Genomic DNA, 25,252 nt, shown 5'->3' on the forward strand with positions numbered 1-25,252 from the left:
TTTATTTTGACAAACATTTTAATTCTAAAGAATGTAAATAACCAACGCAACCAGATAGCAAACAAAAAACAAGTTCAATACCTATAATTGAACTTGTTTTTAAATGGGTTATTCAGATTTTTGGTAAATTGAGCCCACAGCAGCGTTAAATTCACCACCAAAAGCTTTATTATTTGAATTTCAAGGCATTTTTCCGTTTGGATAACTATTTGGTTGACTTGGTTGTTGTGAGTTTTGTTTTGGTTTTGATAAATTATAAACTTGTGGTTTAATTTGGTTTTTTCGATAAAAAAGAATGATTCCAGGGCTTTCGGGATTATTTAAATCACTAATTTCATTCGCACCAATAAAATCCTTTAAATAATTTAAAGTTTCACGCATTAAATATGCTTGGTTGTCTTGACGATAGAAAACGGTTTTTTTATCTATATCTTGGTAAGATGCTTGCGGATCAAAAACATAAGTTGCACTTGCGTTGTTTGCTCAACGCTTCTCCGTAGCGATCGATGATTGACTATAACGTTCATATGTTTCTTTATAAGTTTGTTCTTGTTTAAAAACATCATCATTGATAACATCGATTAGACTAACAATTTGCGGAGGATTATCATATTCATCCTTATATTCTTGTAAATTTTTCAAAACCTTACTTAATGCACCATTAAATTTTAAATAGGGATTGTTTTTCAAAGACTGAATGCTACTGATATTATTGATTTCATTATCATAAATAAAATTTAAATGTTGCATATTCGCTTGTGTTCCAATGTATAAAACATAGTTGCCATTATTAATTTTATTTGTCCCTAAAATCACTTCATGCAATGTTGCTTTTGTATTTTTTAAAGATGTAAAAACCAAAGGTTGACCAACGGTGTTGGGATTTAAGAACTTTGCATAGTTTGTTGTTTTGCTCTTTAAAACTACAAAAGATGTTGTTGTTACAATCCCGGCAACCGCTGCTAAAACAGCAGTCGATATTAAAATTCCTTTTTTCATAAAACTCCTTAAATATTAATAGACGAGTCCATTATATTATTATAATATATATAAATATAAGAATATAATCAAGGATATATTATGTTAACTAAACCAAAAAAAGTTGTTGTAGGATTAAGTGGTGGGGTCGATTCATCTGTAACAGCACTTTTGTTAAAACAACAAGGTTATCATGTCATTGGTTTGTTTATGACTAATTGAGATGCTAGTGTTAATCAAGAATTAAATTTTGTTTCTCAACAGGCCCATGGTTGTGATAATCAGAAAGATTTATTGGACGCTCAAAAAGTTGCAGAAACAATTGGAATCGAGTTCCATACAGTCGAATTCATCAATGAATATTGAGACAATGTATTCGCTCATTTTTTAAATGAATACAAAAATAACCGTACACCCAATCCTGATATTTTATGTAACCAATATATCAAATTTGATTCTTTTTTAAATTATGCCAAAAAACATTTTGATTGTGATTTCATTGCGATGGGACATTACGCTCAAATAAAGCACACTGATAACGGTTCAATATTATTGCGTGCAGTTGATGAAAACAAGGATCAAACATATTTTTTATGCAATTTAAATCAAAATCAACTACAAAACGTTTTGTTTCCTATTGGTCATTTAACAAAACAAGAAGTGCGAACAATTGCTAAAGAACATGGTTTGAAAACATTTAATAAAAAGGATTCAACTGGAATTTGTTTTATCGGTGAGCGAAATTTTGTCCAATTTATGAACAACTATATTCCTAACCAACCTGGAGATATCATCGATATTACTAGCAACAAAAAAATTGGAAATCATATTGGAACAATGTATTATACTATCGGCCAAAATAAGGGTTTACATCTTGGTGGCCAAAAGGCAAAAATGTTTGTTTGCAAAAAAGATTTACAAAATAAAATCATTTACGTTGCACCAAGCGAACTAGAAGACCAATATTTAAATTCTAATCAAGCAAAAATTACTAATTTAAATTGAAACCAAAACTTTCAACCACATTTACCTTTGCAAGTTCGTTTTCGTCATCGTCAAGCTTTGATCGATCTTGAAAATATTATTTTTTTAGAAAATAACGAAATTATGATTAAATATCCAGATGCTCGAGCAATTACTCCAGGACAATATGCCGTCTTTTATCAAGATCAAATTTGTCTTGGCGGCGGAGTAATTGCGGAAGTTTATAAAAACAACCAGTTAATTAACTAGTTGCTACTTTAAAATATCCATTTTGGTTAATAAAAATAAATAATTCATCATTAATTTTATACTTCACATTTGGTGCGGGTTTTTGATCCATAAAAATTTTTAATGGAAAAATATGATAATCTGTAGGTTCTTTAATACCAATATCAACTAATCATTCCTTGATTAGTTGATATTTTTCATGATCACTTAAAGATAAATAGAATGCTAATGGGTAATGTTTATCCTTGAATTCAATAAATTTATTTTGGTAAATTTCATGGTAATCTCGCTCGTTATTATCGATAAATGTTTCAATTAAAGATTGATCAGTTTTTGGGTCAATAATTACTTCTAAATTGCTTTCTTTATTAATAGTTAAAAACAAATCGTTTGTTAAACGGTATTGCTTATTAGCAATGTCTTTCTTATTCAAAAATTCAATTAAACCAGTAATTTTGTTTTCGCTTACATTTGTAATTTTATTTTCGTTTAGAAAATAAAAAAGTAAATAATATTGTAATGTGTCCGATTGAACTTTAAAAAAATCATAATCAAATAATTTTTTCGATCAAATAGCATATGTATTATCAATTACAATACTTTGTGCTTCGTGAGTTTTGTTATAGCGATTAATTTCTTTTTGAAATGCAAATATTTTAGCATGATCCCAACTTGCAATTGTCTTTCTGACCTGATTTCGTTCATAAATATCCTTAAAATTTGTTTTATCAATTCCGTAGGGAATGTTTTGTTCAATACAATAACGTAAAAGCGCTGATTTACGCAATTGTAAAACTGGACGATAGATCAGAGTATTGTTAATAATTATTTTTGAGCGAATTCCGTAAAACAGTGATTTAGAATTACGTTGTTTTTGCATATACGCTGTTTCTAAGAAATCATCTTGGTTATGAGCAATCATTACACCATTAAGTCCGTATTGATTAGCGATTTCAGCAAAAAATGCATAGCGAATAGCTCGTGCTTTTGCTTGAAAATTATTAATATGATTAAATTTTTTTAAAACCTCCTCATTAACATGTAAAACTTCATATTTGATTTTAAATCGGTTGCAATAATCAATCACAATTTGCATATCGTCATCCGCTTCTGAACGCATATGGTAGTTAACGTGACAAACAACCTTAATTTGTTTTTTATACATGTCTAGCATAGCCATTGAATCAGGGCCACCAGAAACCCCTGCAGCATACATCTTTGGCTTAAATCAATTAGTTATTTGTGCTCATAACTTTTTCAAAACTATCACCTCTAAGTCATTGTAAAACTGCTTTTGTTATTTTGTTAATAACCGGTTGGATAAGAGCGAATTCCTCGCGTTTAAAACGAGAAAGAACATAATTTGCTAAATCACCAGTCTTCATCTTGTCAATTCCTACACGTATTCGTTTCAATTCATTATTAGGAAAATGTAACAAAATGTTTTTCATTCCATTTTGTCCACCTGAAGTACCTTTTAAACGCATCTTAAAAAAACCAACTTTGGTATCAACGTCATCATAGATGATTAAAACATTCTCCCTGGGAATTTCATAAAAATTAATAAATTTACTGACAAATTCACCACTTAGATTCATAAAAGTTGTCGGTTTAGCAAAATAAACAACTTTGTTATCTAGAATCGTTTTTGTGAAATCACCATTAAATTTATGATCTGTAATCTTCAAATCCAAAGTATCCAAAAGATAATCTAGACAAACAAAACCAATATTGTGTCTGGTATGTGTGTATTTAGAACCAGGATTCCCTAGTCCCACTATTAAATATTTATCCATCAGTTTAATATCCTTAAATTAGTTATTTATTTATATACTTTAAACTTTTTTGTTATTTTTCGCAATTAATTAAAATTTAGAAAAACAATTTGCCGGAGAAAAAAATTATTTTCTTGTTTATAATTGGTATTTTCAATAAATTTTATTAAAAGTTTTAATCATTCTTTGACTATGTTTCAACAGTGTTATCGAACACTTATAGACATTCTTTTATTCGTAAAACCCTGATGAATTGGCTTTATAATGAGTTATTGACTTTTAGACAGAGCCTATAATAATAGTAATAGTGAATAATAAATTAAATATTAATAAAATAATATATTAATCAAAAAAATTAACGATAGCTATAAAAATTTGGTATTCTGGGTAAATATTATTAATAAGTAAAATATTCATAATAAAATTAGTAGTATATAGCAAGGTGGATGTAATATGCAATTAATCATTAAAACTAAAATTTTCATACAAGCGATTAAATTTAACACGACGATCGCAAATCTAAACGCTCTAAACCAATTTTTAAATGGAGTGATGATACGTTTAAAAGACAATAAAATTGAAGTTAAAGCAACAAATACCCAAATATCAAGTTTTTTTTATATTCCAAAAGATGACTTTGAAACTGATGGTAATGATTTTGCTTTGTTGGTAAATGCAAAAATTATTTATGGGTTAATTAATAAAGTTAAAGACGAAAAAATAATTTTAAGCCTTGTTGATAATAATACATTAATTATTAAAACCAAAAACTTCGAAACACAAATTAACACAATTGATTTACAGTCTTTTCCTATGTTTGATTTAAATTTAGCAAACTACGAGCAAGTTAATTTATCGAGTCAAATTTTTAATGAAATTAACAATAAAATATTACCTGTGATTCCGAATTTAAATGGAACAGAAAAAATGCTAAGTTTTGCTGGGGTGAATATTAATACAACAACAACTGAAGGTAAAATAACTATTTTGGGAACGGATAAAATTCGAGCAGCAATGTTAAATAAACCATTTGATAGACAAGGATACAATTTTATTGTTAGTTATCAAACCATGCGGATTGTTTTGGATGTTTTAAAAAATAACGCAAACAATAATACCGAAATTAATTTATATATGAAAGACAAAAATCTTGTTTTCGCTTTTAATGATGCATTTTTACTAACTAAGGCCATTGATGGAGAATACCCAAAAATTACAAGCCTTTTTGACGTTCCAGAAAATTTATTAGAATTTAAAATTAGTTTCTCAAAACAAAGTTTCTTAGAAGTAATTGAGCGTGGAATGATTATTATGACTCAAGAAAAAAAACCTAAGATGTCTATGGAAATTAAAGGAAATTATGCTTTTCTAAAATTCCAAACTTATGAAATCGGAAATCTCGAAGAGCAAGTTGAAATCTCAAATTATACGGATAGCGATGTGAGTGTTAAAATTAATCCAATGATTTTAGCGAGTGTACTTAAAAGTTTTAGTCATGATGAAATTATTATCAACAAAGATAAAAATAAAAATATTATTGTCTTTGTTGATGAAAAAGATCCTGATTTTAAGCAAATTATTTCATTAATCAAGGAATAATATATATTTATATATATTAAAAATTAAGCACCATGATATAATAAAAGTATATTTACACAAATATAATTTTTTGTTATCTAGAAGAAAATAGATTTTTAATGAAAAAAGTTTTAATAAACACACCATACATAACCTTAGGTCAATTTTTAAAACTAGCAAACTTCGTTAGTTCTGGCTCAGAGGTTAAATTTTTTTTAATGCACAACCGAGTTTTAGTTAATAACGAACATGATGAACGTCGCGGTCGTAAACTTTATGATTATGATAAAGTTCTGATCGATGATCAAGTATTTCAAATCGTGTTATCACAAAGTGCAGATAACTAAAAATTAGAGTTAGGGGTATCAAATGACTGAGGACAAACAACAAAAAATTGATTACACTTCGTCAAGTATTAAAGTTCTAGAAGGTTTGGAAGCTGTACGTAAGCGACCTGGGATGTACATCGGAAGTACACAATCTGAGGGATTACATCATTTAATTTGAGAAATAGTGGATAACTCAATTGATGAAGCTATGGGTGGATATGCAAGTTATGTACGGGTTACAATTACTAAAGACAATGCAATTCGCGTGGAAGATGATGGTCGTGGGATTCCAGTAGGAATTCACGAAAAAACAGGTAAATCAGGTGTTGAAACTGTTTTAACTGTTTTGCATGCTGGTGGAAAATTTGATAATGATGCGTACAAAATGTCTGGAGGGTTGCATGGTGTTGGTGCATCGTGTGTAAACGCGTTGAGTGAATCTTTCGAAGTATGAGTTAATAAAAACCACTCGGTACACTATGTACAATTTTTGAACGGTGGTCATGCTGTTGAGCCATTGCGTGTTATTAAAGAAAATGATGAAAAAGAACACGGAACAACAATTGAATTTTTTCCTGATTTCACCATTATGGAAAAAAATGACTGAGATGAGATGAAAATCATTAGCCGGCTTAAGCAGTTAGCTTACTTAAATAAAGGAATTCGAATTCAATTTGAATCAGAAGTTACTAACGCAAAAGAAGAGTGATTGTTTGAAGGTGGATTAATTGAGTACATCAAGGATCTGAATGAACAAAAAACACCATTGTTTGAAACGGTAGTTTTCGGTGAAGAAGAACGAACTGTTAAAGCGCATAATGGTGATGAAACTTATGATGTAATTTGTGATCTCGCTTTCCAATATAGCACTTCATACACTCCATCTGTACATTCATTTTGTAACAACATTAACACTACAGAAGGTGGAACACATGAAGAAGGTTTTAAATTAGCAATTGTTAAAATTATTAATCGTTATGCACTGGATAAAAAATTCATCAAGGAAGATGAAAAATTTACGAAGGACGACGTAGTTGAAGGGTTAACAGCGATTGTTTCGATAAAACACCCAAATCCACAATACGAAGGTCAAACTAAGAAAAAACTAGGAAATAGTGAAGTTCGTCCATTTGTAAATGATGTTGCATCAAGTGTTTTTGAGAAGTTTATGAATGAAAACCCAGATGAAGCAAAAATTATTGTTAATAAAGCAAAAATTGCAGCAGAATCACGGCGTCGTTCTAACGAAGCGAGAGAAGCTACACGTAGAAAATCTCCATTCGAATCAAATTCTTTACCGGGAAAACTGGCTGATTGTTCAAATCGTGATTCATCAGTGACTGAACTATATATTGTCGAAGGGGATTCAGCCGGTGGTTCTGCAAAAACTGGACGAGAACGAGAATATCAAGCGATTCTACCTTTAAAAGGGAAAATTATTAATGTTGAAAAAGCAAAAATTGAAAAGATTTTTGGAAATGAAGAAATTCAAAATATGATTACTGCAATCGGCGCAGGAATTGGAACTGAATTTAATTACGAGAAATTACGTTATAACAAAATTATCATTATGACCGATGCGGATGTCGATGGTTCACATATTCGAATTTTATTACTTACGTTCTTTTATCGTTATATGCTAGAGCTGGTTCAAAAAGGAAATGTTTATATTGCTCAACCACCGCTTTACAAAGTTAGTTATGGTAAGAAAGTAACTTATGCCTACACAGAAAAAGAGCTAGATGAAATTAAAAAAACGATTGGAACAACGCGTTTTAATCTGCAACGTTACAAAGGGTTGGGAGAAATGAACCCTGAACAATTATGAGAAACAACTATGGATCCAAAAAACCGTATGTTATTAAAGGTTGATGTAGAAGATGCGGCAGAAGCTGATAAAACATTCTCTTTACTAATGGGTGATGATGTTTTGCCAAGAAAAGATTTCATTGCTAAAAATGCTAAATATGCTAAGAATATTGATGCTTAATCAAGAGAGGGTCAACAATGAAAAAAACTAAAAAAAGTCGTTTAACAACCGAACAAATTCGTGAACAATTATCCGTATCTAAAATAATTGATCACCAAATTGTTAAGGAAGTTAAAACGTCATTTCTTGACTATGCAATGTCAGTTATTGTATCACGTGCATTACCGGATGTGCGGGATGGTTTAAAACCAGTACATCGTCGTGCGTTATATGCAGCGTATGAAAACGGAATGACACATGATAAACCTTATAAGAAATCAGCTCGTTGGGTTGGGGATGTTATTGGGAAGTATCATCCACATGGGGATAGTGCAGTTTACTCGACAATTGTGCGAATGGCACAGGAATTTTCACTACGTTATTTACTAGTTGATGGTCACGGTAATTTTGGTTCAATAGATGGTGATTCACCAGCTGCAATGCGTTATACAGAGGCTCGTTTATCAAGAGTTGCCAATGAATTATTAAAATATATCGATAAAGAAACGGTTGCTTTTGCACCAAACTATGATGGTTCAGAATCAGAACCAACCGTTCTTCCATCAGGTTTTCCTAATTTATTAGTCAACGGAACGACTGGAATTGCGGTGGGTATGGCCACAAATATGCCGCCTCATAATTTAACTGAAGTGTGTGCAGCGATTAAAATGTACGCTTTGAATCATGATGTTAGTATAGATCAATTAAAAACTGTAATTAAAGGACCAGATTTTCCAACTGGTGGTTTAATTTACGGGGATGATGGAATTAATAATTATTTTGCAACAGGTCGTGGTTCAGTAACGATTCGTAGTACATACGAAATCGAGGAATTATCACATGGAAAACAAGCAATAATTGTTACAGAAATTCCTTATATGGTGAACAAGCAAACATTAATTGAAAAAATTGTGGAATTAGTAACCAATAAGGAAGTTGATGAGATTTCTGATTTACGTGATGAATCGTCGCGTGATGGAATTAGAATTGTGATTGAACTAAAACGTGATGTTATTCCAGAAGTTTTAATTAATAAATTATTCAAACAAACACCGTTACAAACAAATTTTAGTGTTAATAATTTAGCGTTAGTTAATAACGAACCAAAAATTTTAAATTTATTAGAATTAATTAAATATTACTTTGAACACCAAATTGATGTTTTAGTTCGTCGAACGAAATTTGATTTAAATAAAGCGAAAGACAGAATCCATATTGTGGATGGTTTGGTAATTGCAGTTAATAATATTGATGATGTTGTAAGGATTATTAAGCAATCAAACGATGATGATGTTGCGATGACTACATTACAAAAAACATTTGATTTAAGTGAAATTCAGGCACGTGCAATTCTGGAAATGAAACTTCGTTCATTGACAGGATTAAATATTGATAAACTTAAAAAAGAACACGCTGAGTTATTAGCAATTATCGCTGATTTAGAGGACATTTTAAGCAATTACGATCGTCAGGTAAGTATTATTGTTGAATACCTTGATTATTTGGTTGAAAAATTTGGTGACGAACGCCGAAGTGAAATTGTTTATGGAATTAGTTCATCAATCAAGGAAGAAGATTTAATTCCTCAAGAAGATATTGTGATTACAATGTCAAAACGTGGATACTTTAAACGTTTAAATGTTGATACATACCGTGCTCAACGCCGGGGTGGCGTAGGAGTTATTGGTGCTAAAACTTACGATGACGATGATGTGGAAAAAATTATAATCGCAAACACCCATAAAGATATTTTATTATTTTCAGATTATGGAAAAGTGTATCGTATTCGAGGTCACCAAATTCCATTAGGTTCACGTACAGCAAAAGGAGTTATGGCTTTAAATTTCTTACAAATCGAAAAACAAGAACGCATTTTAACTTTTATTGCAATTAATAACTATGAACAAGGTTCTTTAGTTTTTACTACTTCTAAAGGAATTGTTAAACAAACCGATTTGAAAGAATATGCAAATATCCCAACACGTGGTAAAATCGCTATTAAACTAAACGAAAATGACAAACTAGTTGCAGTCTTACAAGCAGGAGAAAATGATAATTTATTTATTGCTGCGAGTAACGGAAAAGTTGTGCGTTTTGACTTAGAAAGAGTTCGGATGATGGGGCGAAATACGGCTGGTGTTAAAGGGATTAGTTTGACTGATGATGAATTTGTCCTTGAAGCTGGTTTGTTATCCCAAGGTGATTTCGTACTCGCAGTAGGGGCGAATGGTATTGGGAAATTAACAAGTGTTGAAAATTACAATGTTACTAACCGGGGAACTAAAGGTGTGTTAACGTTAAATGTTAACGAAAAAACAGGAGCATTGGTTGCGATTAAATTAGTAAATAATGATGAAGATTTATTAATTATGACAAATGCGAATAAGGTAATTCGGATTCCAATTGCAGGTATTAGCGTACAATCACGTAATACTTCAGGAGTGAAACTGATTAATTTAGATCATGAGAAAAAAGAAGCAATTAAATCAATTACTGTCTTTAAAAAAACGGACGACGAAGGCGATTTAGAAGAAACCGAAAATATACAAGAAACAAGTGAAGAAATAATTTCGGCATAATTTAAATAAAGAACAACAAATTAACTTAACGGAAGTTAAGTTAATTTGTTTGTATATTTGGGGGTAAAATCAATGAATGTTGCTAATAAAAATGCGTATCGGAATTATGAGATTACAGATACTATTGAAGTAGGAATAGCTTTAATGGGAAGTGAAGTAAAATCAATTATTAACAATGATGCATCTATTAATGAAGCCTATATTATGATTAAAAACAATGAAGCTTATATCTACCAAATGCACGTTGCTATGTATCATTTTGCTCAACACAAGGAACATGATCCGCTACGTAAAAGGAAATTATTATTACATAAAAACGAGATTATTAAATTTGCACATTGGCAAAAAACTGAAAGAATTAATCTCGTGCCAATAAAGCTTTATTTTAAAAACAACAAGATTAAAATTTTAGTTGGTCTAGGAAAAGGAAAAAAATTATGGGACAAACGTTTGGATCTAAAAAAACAAGATCAAAATCGGGAAATCAAAAAACACGTCTTTTCTCATTAATCTGGAACACGCTTAATAAGCGTTCAAAATGATTAATTGCAATTGTTGTTTTCTTAAATTTAATTCAAGTGGGTGTAATGGTGGTATCACCGATTGTAATGAAAGCTATGCAGAATAGTTTTGATTCAAATTTACAAGACAACGGTCAAAGCAATTTATTAATTAATTCTTTAATTATGCTTACGCTTGTGATTATTTGAGCAATATTAGCTATGCTAGGAAATTATTTATCTGTCCTTGTAGATGTTAATTTAACTAAGAGTTTGCAGCTAAGTATTTTAAATAAAACACTTGATTTTAGTAAGGCGGATGAAAGTTATTTTAGCGAAGAAAAACTACTAACAATCACAATTAACGATACAGCACGAATCCAGGATGGAGTGCGTGCTTTAACAAGAGGATTGCTAATCGGTATTGTTTATTTAATTGGTGGATTTGTTGCATTAATTATTATCAGTTATCAAACATATAGTGTTTGATTAACAATTTTTTCTTTTATGTTGTTAATTTTTGGGATTGAAGCAATTTTCTTTCGTTGAATTAGACAAGGTTTCGAAATAATGACAAGAGAAAATAACAAGGTAATTAGTTTGACAACGGATTATACAAATGGTTATCAAACAATTAAGAATTTTGTATTACAAAGTTTCTTTTTAAATGATTTAAAAAATCAATGAAACAATTATAAAAAACATTCGGAAAAAAGTTTTAGATTATTATTTTTGCTAATTGTTTTGATCACTAAATTATCATTTATTATTCAACCTATTATTTTAGTGATTATGTTTTATGCACAACCAAAAGTACCCTACCAAAATATTTATCCCATTTTTCAGGCAACTAATATTTTAGTTTTAGGAATTTTCATTACATCAGGATCGTTACAAATGTTTATGCGTTCATTAATTAATTTTAATCGGGTAAATAGTTTATTACGTTATCAACCCAAAATTGATTATATTGGTGTAAAAAATGTTAAGAACAAATCAATTGTATTTGAAAACGTATCATTTAGTTATCCTGATCAAAATAAAAAAGTGTTAGAGAATATTAGTTTTAGTTTGTCTGCAAACGAAACACTGGGTATTATTGGAAAAACGGGTTCTGGAAAAACAACGTTATTATATTTATTAACCCATAAACTCCAACCAACAAGCGGAGTTGTTAAAATCGGTGGTACCGATCTAAAAGAAATTAATTATGAATACTGAAAACATCAGTATTCATACTGTGATGCTCGACCTACATTAATTAACGATAGCATTAAAAATAATGTTTGCATGGGTGATGTGTCTTATGACAAAGAAAAATTTATCAAGAATTTGCAAATAGCACAAGCTTATAATTTTGTTTCATTATTGAAAAACAAAGAAAACACAGTCATTAATACAAAAGGAACAAATTTATCGGGTGGGCAAAAACAGCGAATTGCATTATCTCGAGCGATTAGCAAACATGCTAGTTTATTGATTCTTGACGATGCAACAAGCGCACTAGACGTGTTAACTGAAAAGGCATTTATGGATGGTTTAAAAACATTAGATAATTTTGAACAAAAAATCATCGTTTCTCAACGTATTAACAATGTAGAAGATTGTGATAAAATTTTGGTTCTTGATGAAGGTAAAATTGTTGGTTTCGGAAATAGTGCAACTTTATTAGCAACTTGTCCATTTTACCAAGAAATGTATGAAACACAAAGTTACAATGTGGTGCAGAATTATGAACAATAAACAAATTAACCGTATCCTAATAAAGTTTTATTTTAAAGATTATAAAAAATATTTTTTAGGAATAACTTTTTTAACAATTTTATACATTCTTGGATATGTTGGATCTGCATTTTTGATGCAGACAACAATGACTAACTACGCTTTGAATATTGAATATTTCTTTTTGTATTTTCTTGGTTTTGCGATTATGTGTTATCTGCTAATGACCTTATTTGATATTGGGATTATGTTTCTATCCAATAAGGTTGCACACAAAATCGAAAATGATTTAGCTATGACGATTAATCAAAAATTAAAATTATTAAGTATTAGTTTTTTCGAACAAAATAAACCAGGAGAATTATTTACAAAAGCACTAACGGATCCGCAAATGATTAAAAATTCACTGACTATGTATTATGAAAAAATGAATGCACTTGTTATTGGTGGAATTGGGTTCGGAATTGCACTAATGGTAATTAACCCATATGTAATGCTAATATCTATCGCTGTTTATGGGATAATTATGCTACCTAGTTTGATCATCTTTAAAAAGGCATATCTTTATAAGAAAAAAACTCGTGACGTAACAGGGCAAGTTAATGATTATGTAGAAGAAATGATTCGAACAAGAAACACCATTAATGATTACAATGCTAAAAAATATTTTATAAACGAATATAAAAACAAAATTAATAATATTCAAAAAACATGAATTAATTCGGAATTCTTAAGTATATTACCATTTCCTTTAAGTGTTGCGGCAAACCGCTTAATGGTCGCATCGATAGCATTTAGTTATTTGTTATTTACAATGCACAATGTACATTTGCCATCAGGTTTTATGAGTAATTTCATTCAGCAATCAATTAATGGTATTATTCAGCAAGTGCCAAATTTTGCACCATTAGTAACTTTGTCTTTTAGTACTATTTTATGAGGTCAATACGTGACAGATGTTGTGCAAATAGCACCAAATACAATTAGTGGAAAAACTGCATTTTTTAAGATTTATGAGTTATTATCAATGCCAAAAGAAAAAGATGAGTCAATGTTATTAAAAATTAATAATGACGGTGGAATTGAGATTAAAATAAAAAATATGTCTTTTAAATATAAGGATGATGATGTCCTAAAGGATATTAATCTTGTAATTCCTAAGAATAAGAAAACAGCAATTATTGGTCCAACTGGTAGTGGAAAAACAACACTAATTAGTTTGATTATGCGTTTTTACGACCCAAATCAAGGGGACATTTTATTTAACAATGAATCAATATTGAATAAAAAACGTGACTCCGTTCGCCAATATTTAACTAGTGTTTTACAGGAACCATATTTGTTTAAGCGTTCAATTAAAGATAATTTCTTAATTGTTAAACCCGAAGCAACGATGAATCAAATTGAAGAAATATGCCAATCAGTAGGTATTCACCAAACTATTATTGATTTAGAAAATGGATATGATACGATTATTGATGAAAAACATGGTTTATCAAATGGTCAAAAACAATTGCTTACAATCGCTCGCGCGATGTTGCGTAATGCTCCGATTATTATTCTGGATGAAGCTACATCAAACATTGATGGGCAAACAGAGAAACTCGTTCAATTGGCAATGGAAAAATTAATTAAAAATAAAACAGCAATTGTAATTGCTCACCGTTTATCAACAATTATTGATGCTGATAAAATTGTAATGATTAACAACAAACAAATTGTTGGCGTTGGGACGCACCAAAGCTTGCTAGCAACAAACAAAAGTTATCAGGCACTTTTTAAAGCAAACAACTAGATTTTAATAACAAAGAAATTAAGGAATATTATATAATTATTGGATAAGTATTAAAATGTTCTATTAACAAAAAATAGAAAAATACTTGTTTTTTAACAAAAAATACACTATAATAATATGGTGTATTTGGAAGTATAGCTCAGCTGGTTAGAGCACACCCCTGATAAGGGTGAGGTCGATGGTTCGAGTCCATTTACTTCCACCATGGGGACGTAGCTCAATTGATAGAGCACCTGATTTGCACTCAGGAGGTCGAGGGTTTGACCCCCTTCGTCTCCACCATTAACTTTCAAAACTAACCTTTGGGTTAGTTTTTTTATTCAATTAAAAAAAGAACCAAAAAACAGTCATATAGACAAGTGGTTCTTTTTATTTTGTATTAGTTGTTATTAAGTAATTTAATATGGAATGTTCTACTTTCTTTTGAATAATTATTTGAATTATCTAAATTAGAAAGCTGTGGAACAATTTGAACCTCTAAATTAATAAAGGTGTTTAAACCGTATTTTTGTTTATTAATTGATTTAATTATTAAACCAAAGTTATCCATTTTAATTGGCGGGTAATAACTGTTTTTGACATAGTTACTTAATGTCTTAATAAACCGGTTTAAATAATAGAACTCATTAATTTTTTTTCATCTGTTGCTTACATCGGTTTGGTTGATTGCTTCAATTATTTCATCCGCATTAAGTGTAACATCTTCTTTTAAGCCATATTGCTCGTTGATAATATCATTATAGCTATAAGGTTTTTCAAAATGTGCTTTAAGCATTTCAAATAGATCAAATTGCAAAGCATTATCATAATTATTAAAACCACCTAAATAAAGTGGTTGAACCTGATTCGTATATTTAGCTTCATTGTTATCGAAATCAAATTGAAATAAAAGCTTATATTGGATGAAACCAAGCATCGCAAGAAAGGTAGTTTGTTTTTGATTGAATACACCTTCGGTATCTATATATTTAGCAAAGTAAATTTTAACTTTTGTTTGGTCAAATGTTCGTAATGATTCGTCAATGCTAATTAGTTTATTTAATTCAAGATTATCAATATTAATTGCAACTGATGGCTTTCCACCTAATGATGAATCTAGATCATCGGGATTAATAAAGTTTTTAAATATTTGATCAATAGTATAGCTTTGTGTTTTTCGACCTTGGTTAGTGATCTTAATTAAATTAGCAAAATAATTTTTATTGTTTTTATTTTTTTGGATTCATGCCTCAGAATAAAGGTTTATAATTGGCAAAGTTTTCGATTCTGAGTAATTGGTTCCGCTTTTTAGTTTTAAGGTAACCGACAACGTTCCGTTCCGTTCATTTTCGTTAGAAAAAGGGTCGGTTTCATCGATTTGAAAATCAATATCAGTTGTTCTTAAATCGATATTTTCGAAATTAGGTAAAATATAGTTAAGAAAACTGTTATTTTGTGAAAGTTTTTGTTTAATTCCACTTGCTCACCAACGTTTATTAAGTTCAAGTGAAGAAAGGTTGTTAATTAAGTTATTCAATTGTTCAACAGACAAAATTGTTTTATTAGTTGAAGAAGTGGTAAAACTTAAATTATTTGTTGTTATTGTTTTGTTAGGAAACAAAAGTTTATAAAAATTATAGGTTGCGTTTTCTTGTAAATAATTGGTATCGTAAACTAAATAATTAACGCCATTTTCAATAATTAAATTACCATTTGTTAGTGTAATATTATTCGCTTGATTATCTGCATTTTTGATCACTAAATCAGGAATAAAACCATTTTGAAAATCTAAAACATTATCAAAATCTTTTATATATTCGACATAAACACGTCTTGTTATTCCATTATTTAGTAGCTTACTACTAATAGCTTTAATCATTGGTTCTGTTGTTATAGGTTCAGCTATAATAAATTTATTATTTTTAATATTTTGGGAATTAGAATAAACAAGAGCATTGTCTACGAAAATATTTTTTAAATAATAGGTGCCAGGTGGTGTGCTTTCTGTTACAAAAGCGCCGGAATAAAAATTATTATCTGATATTTTAGTTAGATTAACTTCGTAAAGACCCCCAAAAGATGAAGATAATTCAAGTTTAACGTTTGAATTTTCGGGTAATTCTTTATTAAAACTAACTCCTAATTGATAGCTATTTTCACTTTGGCTGTAAACAAAATTTTCATAACGTATTGTGTTTATTTCCGTACTAATAACTTGCTTGTTTTGATTACTAGTTGTAATTTTAAAATCATAAAATTGATCTTTAGTTTGATCACCAATCTCTAGAGATATTAGTTGGTATTTGTGATTTTTTAAAAGAACGTATTTGTAACCATTATCACTATCCTCATTATCAGTGTATGTATCTGTTAAAAGAATTTTAATGTTTTTAAAACCATTATTTTGTTCCTTGTCAAGATTTAAATTAACATTAACAACTTCATCATTTGCAATGTCCTTAAATTTTAATAAAGCGTTATATGCTGCTTTTTGAAAGCTAAAAACATTGGGAATATCTAATGATAAGTTTAAATAATCTACCTGTTTTTCGTTAATAATATGACTGGTGATATGTTCGACCTCTAATGGTTTATTTCACATTTTAGTCTTAAATGTATATTTTTTGGGAATAGGAATTTGTTCATTATTCAGTTCTAGTTTTGTTATTTCATAATTCTCATCAAAATATAAACTATGAACAGGAATGTTTAGGATGCTGGAACCGATATCATAATTATATGCCCCAAAAAAATGTTCTAAGTTATTGTTATTGATTGTTAAGAAAAAAGATATGTCGTTAGTATTTTGTAAAATATGCTGATCAAATTCAATATGTACTATTGCGTCAGAATCTGTAATATTGTTAACGGTAATTTCTTTGATTGAAAAAAGATTATTTGTAGCAGATGAGGTTGTTACAAAACTAAATTGACTATTTACATCATTAATCAACTCTTGATTATTAACTTGAAGGGATTTAACAATATATGTTGATTGTTCGTTTAGATTTTCAAGATTAAATGTTATTTGGTTATTTGTATAATCTTTATTAGCTGCCTGAAAATTATAAACTTCATCATTGTTGTTTTTATTTACTAACAACAATGATATACGGTCGTTTTCAGATAATTTATTAATATAAAACAAAAGTTGTGCAGATCTTGTTTGAATATATTTAGATTGAATATTAACTAATTTAATTGACTCTTTGTTAGTTAAATTATTGGTTTCCTCGCTTGATTCTGGTTCTTTTGAGTTCTGATTTTCATTTGATTGATTTAGTTTTGTCTTAGGCGTCTCATTCTGATTTTCATTTGGATTAGCCCCGTTTTTATCTTTAGGTGGTTCTACAATCTTAGGGTTTACAGTAGAATTTGGTTTAGAAGCCGAATGATTGGGTAGTTCATTTTTTGTTTGTTGATTTTCTTGTGGTGTAGTTTCTGGTTTAATGTTAGGATTTTTCTTTTTTATTTTATTTTGTATTTCATTACTTTGTTGTTTTAACAAGTCTTGTTTTGGTGTTTTTTCTTCTTTGTTTTGTGTACAGCTGGTAATAATTGGCGTTATCACCAATGACAAGAGAAGGGTTGAACCTGTTATTTTTAGTAAATGTTTTTTAATCATATAATACTCCATCAAAAATAATTTTTAATATTTTAGCAGAAAAACAATTCTTATAATTATGTTTTAAAAAAAAGAAAAGACCTGTTTTGGTCTTTTCTATAGAAATGATACTAGCTCAAAATCAATTTTACGAGTAACTTTGTTAGCGCCAATAACACGAACACGAACCTTTTTACCTACGGTAATAATTGATTGTGTTTTTTCTCCAACTAATGTGTTATTTTCTTTTACGTAATTATAATAATCATTTTTTAAAGATTTAACAGAAATTAAACCTTCAATGGTATTCTCTAGTTCCACAAAAGCGCCAAATGTATTTACCGAAGAGATTACAGCATTATATTCTTTATTTAAGTGCTCTGACATATATTCTGCAAACTTCATACTATTAACGTCGCGTTCAGTGCGAACTGCGTTAATTTCTTTTTCATTACACTGATCACTAATTTCTTTTAATCGATTCATTAGTTGTTCGCGTTGTTGATCAGTATATGCGTTGTGATCAAAAATAAACGACCAAAGAATCCGGTGGACAATTAAATCGGAGTACCGTCGAATTGGTGATGTAAAATGAGTATATTGTTTGGACGCTAAACCAAAGTGACCAATATTGTTTGTTGAATATGTTGCTTTTTCCATTGAACGCAATAATAATTTAGAAATTAATGGTAAATTATAGTGGTTTTCGTTTTCTTTTAATCAATTAGAAATCGATTTTTCATCAATATTTAAGAAATCTTCATTAACTTTGAAACCAAGTTTTTTGGCTTCAATCGCAAAGAATTCTAGCTTTTTAATTTGCGGTCTGTCGTGGGTACGATAAATGAAGTTTAAAGGTGTTTTAATATTACCTAATAAATATTCATCGGTTTTAGTAATTAGGCTGGGATTGTTTTGAAAATTAATTTGTTTATCAACAAACCGAGTAACAGCTTCGTTGGCTGCAACCATAAAATCTTCAATCATCATTTGAGCTGTTTTTTGTTCTTTAACTTGAATATCAATAATTTTGTTATTTTGGTCAAGGATGATTTTTGGTTCTTTAACTTCGAAATTAACATAACCATTATTCATTTTTTTATTACGTAAAATATGGTGCAACTCTTTTGCTTCTAATAACATCTGATGCACAGATATAACGTATTCAGATAAACTTGTTTTTTCCTCAAAGAAATCGTTAACTTCGTCATAAGACATTTGATATTTACTAGTAATCACTGACGGATATACATCCTCAAAAACAACTTTTCCATCATCGCCAATAATCATATCGCACGTTATTGCCATTCTTTGAACACCAGGGTTTAGTGAGCAAATATTATTTGATAAGTTATGTGGTAGCATCGGAATTACTCGGTCAACAAGATAAATAGAGGTGCTACGTTCGAATGCATTTTGATCAAGAATGGTATCGGGTTGAACATAATATGAAACATCAGCAATATTCACACTTAAGAAATAAAATTGTTTTCCGTTAACTCCCTTGGGTAACTTTTGGACAAACACAGCATCGTCAATATCTTTGGATCCTTTTGGATCAATAGAGACGATCTCTCGATCATTAAGAATACGACGGATTTTAGTTTGGTGTTCATCAAGAAAAAAAGTTGCATCATTTGCAATTTTTTCAGCCTCAGGATTAAATTCTGGTTTGATATTGTTGTCATAAACAATTGATAAAATGTCAACACCAATATCGTTAACATGTCCAATGACCATTTCAACACGTGCATACGCATTATGTTGATCGCTTTTATAAACATGAAAAAGGATTTTATGACCAGTAACCAAACCTTTATAAGGATCTAAAATAATATTTAAATAAAAAGTTGATTCATCGCAAACGACTTTTAATTCATTTTTATCGTATTGAATAAGTCCTGTGAAATAATCTTTGGTGTGCTGGATAATTCTAGTGATTGCGACATCATATAAATTATCTCGTTGGGGTTCTTTTTTTAACCTAACAAACTCAACATGATCTTTTTTAAGTGCTCCATTTAAGTATTTTTTGTTAACATAAAAATCAGTTTCAGAATCATCGAGACGAATAAAACCATCACCTCGTGAGTTGATTGACAACACACCAGTAAAGGTTTGTGATTCATCAAATTCATAATCCATATAATTTAAAATCAGATATCCGTTATCTAAACGGCGAAAACTGCAATCTGCAACAAGTTGACTAATTGTTTCATAAATATTGCTTTTAATTTTTGGATTGTGTTTAAGCGCTTTTTTAACTAAAATGCGCGGAGGGATTGGTTTATAGTTTTCTTTACTGATAATATCAAATAATAAAGTTCGTAAATTAGTTTGTTGGTTCATTATGCGTTACTCGTTGCTTTGTAAATAATCACAATGAGAATCAATGTGATAGTTAATAAAAACATAAAGACTTGAAACCCCTTGATTCAACCACGGTCTTTTGTTTTTTGAAAGATTTCAAGGTCTTGACCATTTAAACTTGACAAACCACCAGTTGATGATGTTCGTGATAGTAATAAACCGATAATTAATGCAAGAATACTTAATAAAATCAAAGTTATTGTCAGACCCATATTTTTCCTCTTTTAAACGTATATCCTTTAATTATACACTATATAAAGAAAAAACCATAACCACAAGGTTATAGTTTCAACATATTTTTAATGAATTTTAAAATTTATTTTTTCATTGCTTTTTTGTAAGCTTCATAACCTGTCAAACTTGCAAGTTGTGTATCTTTTTCATTGGCCGGACTTAAACGGTCTTCAGTACGGAAACGACGAGAAGTTCAAGCGATATTCGGGATTAAATTAGGGTATTCAGGACCTCAGTTTTCACTCTTCATAATGTTTCCATCTTTAGTTAAATTATGTGTTCCCGAAGTCATTGTGTTTACATTTAAAGCGTAAATTAATGCATTATGGGTGTTTTTTAATTCATCAACCGCTTTTTCGGCTTCATTACGACTACCAAATCGTGGAAGTTCTTTAATTCATTCCCCTGATTCTTTGTAAAGGTAATTAATACTTGTAGGTCGGTCGTGTCCTGAAGTTGATAATTTACCTTCAATAAAAATATTTGGTCTTACACCTAAAACAATTGACTGGTCTAAAGTATGAACTGATGTAACTCAGAAGTTAATATCAGTTTTGTCTGGACGTTTTTGGTTTTTTCAAGGATTTACATCATCGCTTTTAAATACTTTAATCATTTTACCGTCAACATTTTTGGTCATTAAGTCATCTTCAGAAAATAATGCAGTTGGATTTTTGTTAACCTTAAATTGTTCTTTACTCATTAAATCTTTTAATTCGGCTTCAGGCATTCCTAATAAACGAGAATATTCACGCAATAATCAATGCATTCCAACGATTCCATAAGTTGCAATTCATCCTGAACGACCCATAAAGACTACGTTTTCTGGTTTATTACCTTGAACTAAACGAGTTGGTAAAAAGTTTTTTGTGTTCGCAAGTGTCGTTTCAAAGTTTCTATCCAATGCACCTGTATACGCATCAGTTTTTTGACCATCATTATAAACATAAACTAGTTTGTTAAATTTATTTGAAAAAGCAGCAATCATATTTTTAACAGCTTGCGCCTTGACATCAGCTGAATCATCAGATGAAGCTTTTCAACCAAAAGAATATCAAGAGTCTAACAAACTAATTCCTTCCTTATTTGGAGTAGGGAATTTCATTCCTAAACCCGGAAGATCATCGAAGTCAGGTGAAGTATATAGTAAAGGGTTTTCAGCTGGTTGCAATAAGCCGAATGAGTTCATGATATTAACATCTAAACTTGATTCGCCACCACGTGCTGTAAATCCAACAGTTGTGTTTTGGTCACGTAATTTCTTTCAGAATGGTGAATTAGCATACATTTTAATATCAGCTTTAATTTTTGCAATTTGTTTGATAGCTTCTTTTTCAAAAGTATCCTCGTGTTGCTTAGCTGCAATTAAAGGTTTGAAGGTAGATGATTTATTTAAATCAATTGCCTTATCTAAGTCTTTAGCTAAAGATAATAATTGAGCAAATGGTGAGTTTCATCAATTTTTTCATAAATTAACTTCAACACCATCCTCTTTTTCGGTCTTAGATAGTAAGCCTTTAATAACTTCTACCTGGTTTTCTGAACGTACTGGCTTACAAGCAGCAGCGATTGAGGTAATACTTGCAATACCTACGAAGGCACCAAGTGATGCCAAGATAATTTTTTTATTTTTTTTAGTCATAAACTAACTCCTTTTTTAATCTTTTTTTGAAATCATTAGTATAAAATAAGGGGATATCATCAAGGGAACGGCTAGATTAACTCAGCTTTCGGAAATATTTAATATTAAAAATAAGAAAGCAAATGCAATCATATAGATATTAGAACCGATTGAGCATGCACTGACCATTCCTGATTTATAGTTGTTTCGATTAATCTTGCGAGCGATATTACCCGCAACTAAACCAATGAAAACTAGATTTCCATTAAGCGAGTAACTAGCACCAACCATCAAACAAATCCCAATTAAAGTTAACATCGAAACAAGATTGACTTTAATTCCTAATTGACTAGCAATTTGTTGGTTAGCAACAATAATTTTGATTTTATTCGCAAGTATAAAAACGATTAACAGACCAACAATAATTAAAGCAAGAGCGATGTAGAAGGTGTTTATAAAATTGCCGCTTCCTACCCCAACTGTTCCAAACGAAAGATTGTTAATTAAAATTTTGCCCAACTCGCCTAAATGATTCTTTAAAATACTTGCAAGCGAAATTGCAAGAAAGTTAATTAAAATTCCTGCAATAATCATTTTTTTGAAATTAAAACTACTAATTTCTCGTGAAGCAAAATAATAAACAATCATCAAAAGGAAGGGAGAAATAAAAAATAATATAGGTTGTAAGGCAATTAGTAAATCAAATTTTTCGGGGGTTACAGTTTTAAAACCGATAACTTGAATGAAAACCATTAAGCCTAATAAATTAATATTTCCTATTCCTAAAATTGAAGTGTCACTAAACCGGTTATTAGTTAGTGTTTGCACTAAATAACCACTTAACCCAAGAGTAACACCTGTTAAAAAAAGTTTGGCAACCATGATGTGTCTAATTATTTCTTTAGGATTTCAAATTCAATTTTGATTTCAGAAGAAAATAATGATGAAAATAATAATTGTAAAGAAGACATTTAAAAAAGTTTTTAAATAACTACGACGATTAATTACTTGTAATGGGTTTTTAAAATTTCACGCTGCATTTCACGCTTTTTTGAATAAATGGTTTTTTTGATTTGGTTTAATGAGCATTATGTTTTATTCTTTCTCTTAAATAGCACATAAATAAATGTGGGAATGGCCAGTATGGCAATGACAATTTCGCGAGTTCCGGCAAGGAATTCTGAAAAATATCCAGCAAAAGATAAAACAACCGATCCAAATAGTCCTGCATAAAACATTTGTTGTGTGATACTTGAATATTTAAAAATATTATTAATAATAATGTTGATAACAACACCAATTAACGCAACAATTCCAATTAACATTGATGCAGAAACAGTAATAATAACTAACCCAATAGCGACCATTCAATAAATTAGGTTTACCCGAATCCCTAGAGATTTAGCTAAAAGAAAATCTTTTTTAATTACATTTAAACGTGTCGATAAAATAAATAAAATTATCGTTGTAACAATCATTAGAATATTACTTACTAAAAACTTGGTGAGTGAAGCTGGATAAACAGTGAAACCAACATACGTTGCAAAATCTCGTTTTAGATCATTTATCTGTGATATTACAACAATATTGATAGCGGTTACAGTTGCGCCAATTGCGAATGAAATTAAAATTGGTTTAAAACCTGCGTTTTGGATATTCCCCTTTGTTAGAACAAAATTAGTTGCAATCAAAGCGAAACAAAACAACAAACTAAACACATAGAGCAGCGCAGTTATTGTTTTTTCCTCAATTGAAATCAGAAAAGTGCTAGTGTTAGCGAGAATAATCATTGGGGTGAAACCAAGTGTTGTCGGTCCACTTAAAACGTTTTTGGTTGTGACGGTAATGGCGATGGATGCAGAACTTAAACAAAAGCCAACAATAAAATTACTAATTGGCGCAAAAGTATAAAGACCAACATCATAAGGGTTACTTGAAAACAAAAGTTCCAAATTATTTAAGGATTTACCGTCAAAAAAAATGTTGATTACCAAAAAGAGAAAAGCAAAAACTGAAGTGAAAATTAAAAGAACAATTTGCCACTTATTTAAATGCTTTTTTTTACACAGTGAATCTTCAAATTTTTGGAGATCAAATTTAAATTTTGGTACATTTGTATGCAAAAATATTTACTCCTTTTGTTCCTTAAATTATTTTCATTATAGTAAAAATGCAAAAAAATAACCTGTTTTAGGAACTATAAGAACAAAAAAATGGAATTTTTTATCTTATTTATGTATCAAATTTAAATATTTCAAATGTTATAATAATAACTAGATTTAAAAAACATAAGTTTTTAAACAATATTATAAAAAAGGAATAATTATGAAAAAAATTAATAAAAAAATCCTAATTTCATCATTAGGAACAGTTGCTGTATTAGCGGTTGGTGCAAGTATTGCTGCATCTTGCCATACAGAAAAAAACTTACCTGTTGTAGTTAGTGATTACAACAAATTTGTTGCAAGTGTTAAAAATGATGAAGCTTATAAGAATGACGAAACCTTAAAAGCTGAATTAGACAAAGTTTTAACTGAGAGTAAGGAAAAGGTAGATAAGATTCTTAAGGAAAAGGGTGCTGATACTAAAGGAGTTCAGGATGCATTGGCTGATTTAAAACTAAAAGTTCAAGGCATTAAAGATAAAAATAAGAAACCTGAAAACACAGACTCAAATGCAAGCGAAAGTAACAAACAAAATGTTGACAAAACAAATGCAGAAAAAGAAAAAACTGATGAAGTTAGTACAACAAATGAAACAGAAAAACAAACATCAGAAAATAAAACATCAACAACTAGTGATGTAAAAAATCCAACTGAAACAACTACAGAAAAACAACCATCTGAAACAGAAAAACAAACTTCTGAAACAGCACCTACGACATCTAGTAGCAAACAAGAAAGTGGTTCATCATCAACAGGAAACGGTCAAAACGAATCTCAACAACCGAGTCAAGAATCTAATAATCAAGAAGGTGCTACAAGTACAGGTACAACTTCAACATCTA

The 25,252-nt window shown here is 29.8% G+C and carries 18 protein-coding genes and 2 tRNA genes; 11 read left to right on the forward strand and 9 right to left on the reverse strand.

Going from position 1 to position 25,252, the window contains the following annotated elements:
* Positions 1-108: 108 nt before the first annotated feature.
* Positions 109-999: a DUF6856 family protein gene (locus OF377_RS02750; RefSeq protein WP_263836359.1), complete on the reverse strand. Its 891-nt coding sequence runs from the start codon at positions 997-999 to the stop codon at positions 109-111.
* A 78-nt stretch (positions 1,000-1,077) separates the two neighbouring features.
* Between OF377_RS02750 and mnmA the strand changes: the two genes are divergently transcribed.
* Positions 1,078-2,211, forward strand: coding sequence for a tRNA 2-thiouridine(34) synthase MnmA (gene mnmA / locus OF377_RS02755; protein ID WP_443080798.1), 1,134 nt, complete (start codon positions 1,078-1,080; stop codon positions 2,209-2,211).
* Here mnmA and tilS read toward each other — a convergent pair.
* Both tilS and pth read right to left on the reverse strand, forming a co-directional pair.
* Complete coding sequence (gene tilS, locus OF377_RS02760) at positions 2,204-3,451, reverse strand: tRNA lysidine(34) synthetase TilS (RefSeq protein WP_263836361.1); 1,248 nt, start codon at positions 3,449-3,451, stop codon at positions 2,204-2,206. The genes mnmA and tilS overlap by 8 nt on opposite strands.
* Positions 3,423-3,986 (reverse strand): aminoacyl-tRNA hydrolase, encoded by a 564-nt coding sequence (gene pth, locus OF377_RS02765; protein ID WP_263836362.1) that lies wholly within the window; start codon positions 3,984-3,986, stop codon positions 3,423-3,425. Before pth ends, tilS begins: the two co-directional genes overlap by 29 nt.
* 432 nt (positions 3,987-4,418) lie before the next feature.
* Between pth and OF377_RS02770 the strand changes: the two genes are divergently transcribed.
* From OF377_RS02770 to OF377_RS02810, 9 genes are all read left to right on the forward strand, one after another.
* On the forward strand, positions 4,419-5,564 hold the full coding sequence (locus OF377_RS02770; protein ID WP_263836363.1) for a DNA polymerase III subunit beta: 1,146 nt from the start codon (positions 4,419-4,421) through the stop codon (positions 5,562-5,564).
* A gap of 98 nt (positions 5,565-5,662) precedes the next feature.
* Entirely contained in the window at positions 5,663-5,890 is a 228-nt protein-coding gene (locus OF377_RS02775; RefSeq protein WP_263836364.1) for an RNA-binding S4 domain-containing protein, read from the forward strand.
* A gap of 22 nt (positions 5,891-5,912) precedes the next feature.
* The gene (gyrB, locus tag OF377_RS02780; RefSeq protein ID WP_263836365.1) at positions 5,913-7,862 is read left to right on the forward strand and encodes a DNA topoisomerase (ATP-hydrolyzing) subunit B; all 1,950 of its coding nucleotides are present in this window, start codon (positions 5,913-5,915) and stop codon (positions 7,860-7,862) included.
* Positions 7,863-7,879: 17 nt separating this feature from the next.
* Positions 7,880-10,420, forward strand: a complete 2,541-nt coding sequence (gene gyrA / locus OF377_RS02785; RefSeq protein ID WP_263836366.1) for a DNA topoisomerase (ATP-hydrolyzing) subunit A — start codon at positions 7,880-7,882, stop codon at positions 10,418-10,420.
* 72 nt (positions 10,421-10,492) lie between these two features.
* Positions 10,493-10,930 (forward strand): SsrA-binding protein, encoded by a 438-nt coding sequence (gene smpB / locus OF377_RS02790; protein ID WP_263836367.1) that lies wholly within the window; start codon positions 10,493-10,495, stop codon positions 10,928-10,930.
* Positions 10,858-12,663 carry an ABC transporter ATP-binding protein gene (locus OF377_RS02795; protein ID WP_263836368.1) on the forward strand — a complete coding sequence of 602 codons (1,806 nt, stop codon included), beginning with the start codon at positions 10,858-10,860 and terminating at the stop codon, positions 12,661-12,663. Before smpB ends, OF377_RS02795 begins: the two co-directional genes overlap by 73 nt.
* Positions 12,653-14,437, forward strand: coding sequence for an ABC transporter ATP-binding protein (locus OF377_RS02800; RefSeq protein ID WP_263836369.1), 1,785 nt, complete (start codon positions 12,653-12,655; stop codon positions 14,435-14,437). Before OF377_RS02795 ends, OF377_RS02800 begins: the two co-directional genes overlap by 11 nt.
* Positions 14,438-14,565: 128 nt before the next feature.
* Positions 14,566-14,642 (forward strand) — tRNA-Ile (locus OF377_RS02805).
* A 1-nt stretch (position 14,643) separates the two neighbouring features.
* Positions 14,644-14,719 (forward strand) — tRNA-Ala (locus tag OF377_RS02810).
* 97 nt (positions 14,720-14,816) lie between these two features.
* Here the strand turns inward: OF377_RS02810 and OF377_RS02815 are convergent.
* The 6 genes from OF377_RS02815 to OF377_RS02840 all read right to left on the reverse strand — a co-directional run bounded on the left by OF377_RS02815 (position 14,817) and on the right by OF377_RS02840 (position 24,368).
* Positions 14,817-18,041, reverse strand: coding sequence for a hypothetical protein (locus OF377_RS02815; protein ID WP_263836370.1), 3,225 nt, complete (start codon positions 18,039-18,041; stop codon positions 14,817-14,819).
* A gap of 96 nt (positions 18,042-18,137) precedes the next feature.
* Positions 18,138-20,369 (reverse strand): ribonuclease R, encoded by a 2,232-nt coding sequence (rnr, locus tag OF377_RS02820; protein ID WP_263836371.1) that lies wholly within the window; start codon positions 20,367-20,369, stop codon positions 18,138-18,140.
* Positions 20,369-20,602, reverse strand: coding sequence for a preprotein translocase subunit SecG (secG, locus tag OF377_RS02825; protein WP_263836372.1), 234 nt, complete (start codon positions 20,600-20,602; stop codon positions 20,369-20,371). The genes rnr and secG overlap by 1 nt, the downstream gene beginning before the upstream one ends.
* Positions 20,603-20,706: 104 nt before the next feature.
* Positions 20,707-22,266 carry a Vmc-like lipoprotein signal peptide domain-containing protein gene (locus tag OF377_RS02830; RefSeq protein ID WP_263836373.1) on the reverse strand — a complete coding sequence of 520 codons (1,560 nt, stop codon included), beginning with the start codon at positions 22,264-22,266 and terminating at the stop codon, positions 20,707-20,709.
* 15 nt (positions 22,267-22,281) lie between these two features.
* Positions 22,282-23,334 (reverse strand): iron ABC transporter permease, encoded by a 1,053-nt coding sequence (locus OF377_RS02835; protein ID WP_263836374.1) that lies wholly within the window; start codon positions 23,332-23,334, stop codon positions 22,282-22,284.
* Positions 23,334-24,368: an iron chelate uptake ABC transporter family permease subunit gene (locus OF377_RS02840; RefSeq protein ID WP_263836375.1), complete on the reverse strand. Its 1,035-nt coding sequence runs from the start codon at positions 24,366-24,368 to the stop codon at positions 23,334-23,336. The genes OF377_RS02835 and OF377_RS02840 overlap by 1 nt, the downstream gene beginning before the upstream one ends.
* A 202-nt stretch (positions 24,369-24,570) precedes the next feature.
* Here OF377_RS02840 and OF377_RS02845 point away from each other — a divergent pair.
* Positions 24,571-25,252 (forward strand): Vmc-like lipoprotein signal peptide domain-containing protein (locus OF377_RS02845; protein WP_263836376.1); only part of this gene is annotated, 682 nt, incomplete at its 3' end.

Origin of the sequence: Ureaplasma sp. ES3154-GEN, assembly GCF_025780075.1 — a bacterium.
Lineage (GTDB): Bacteria > Bacillota_I > Bacilli_A > Mycoplasmatales > Mycoplasmoidaceae > Ureaplasma.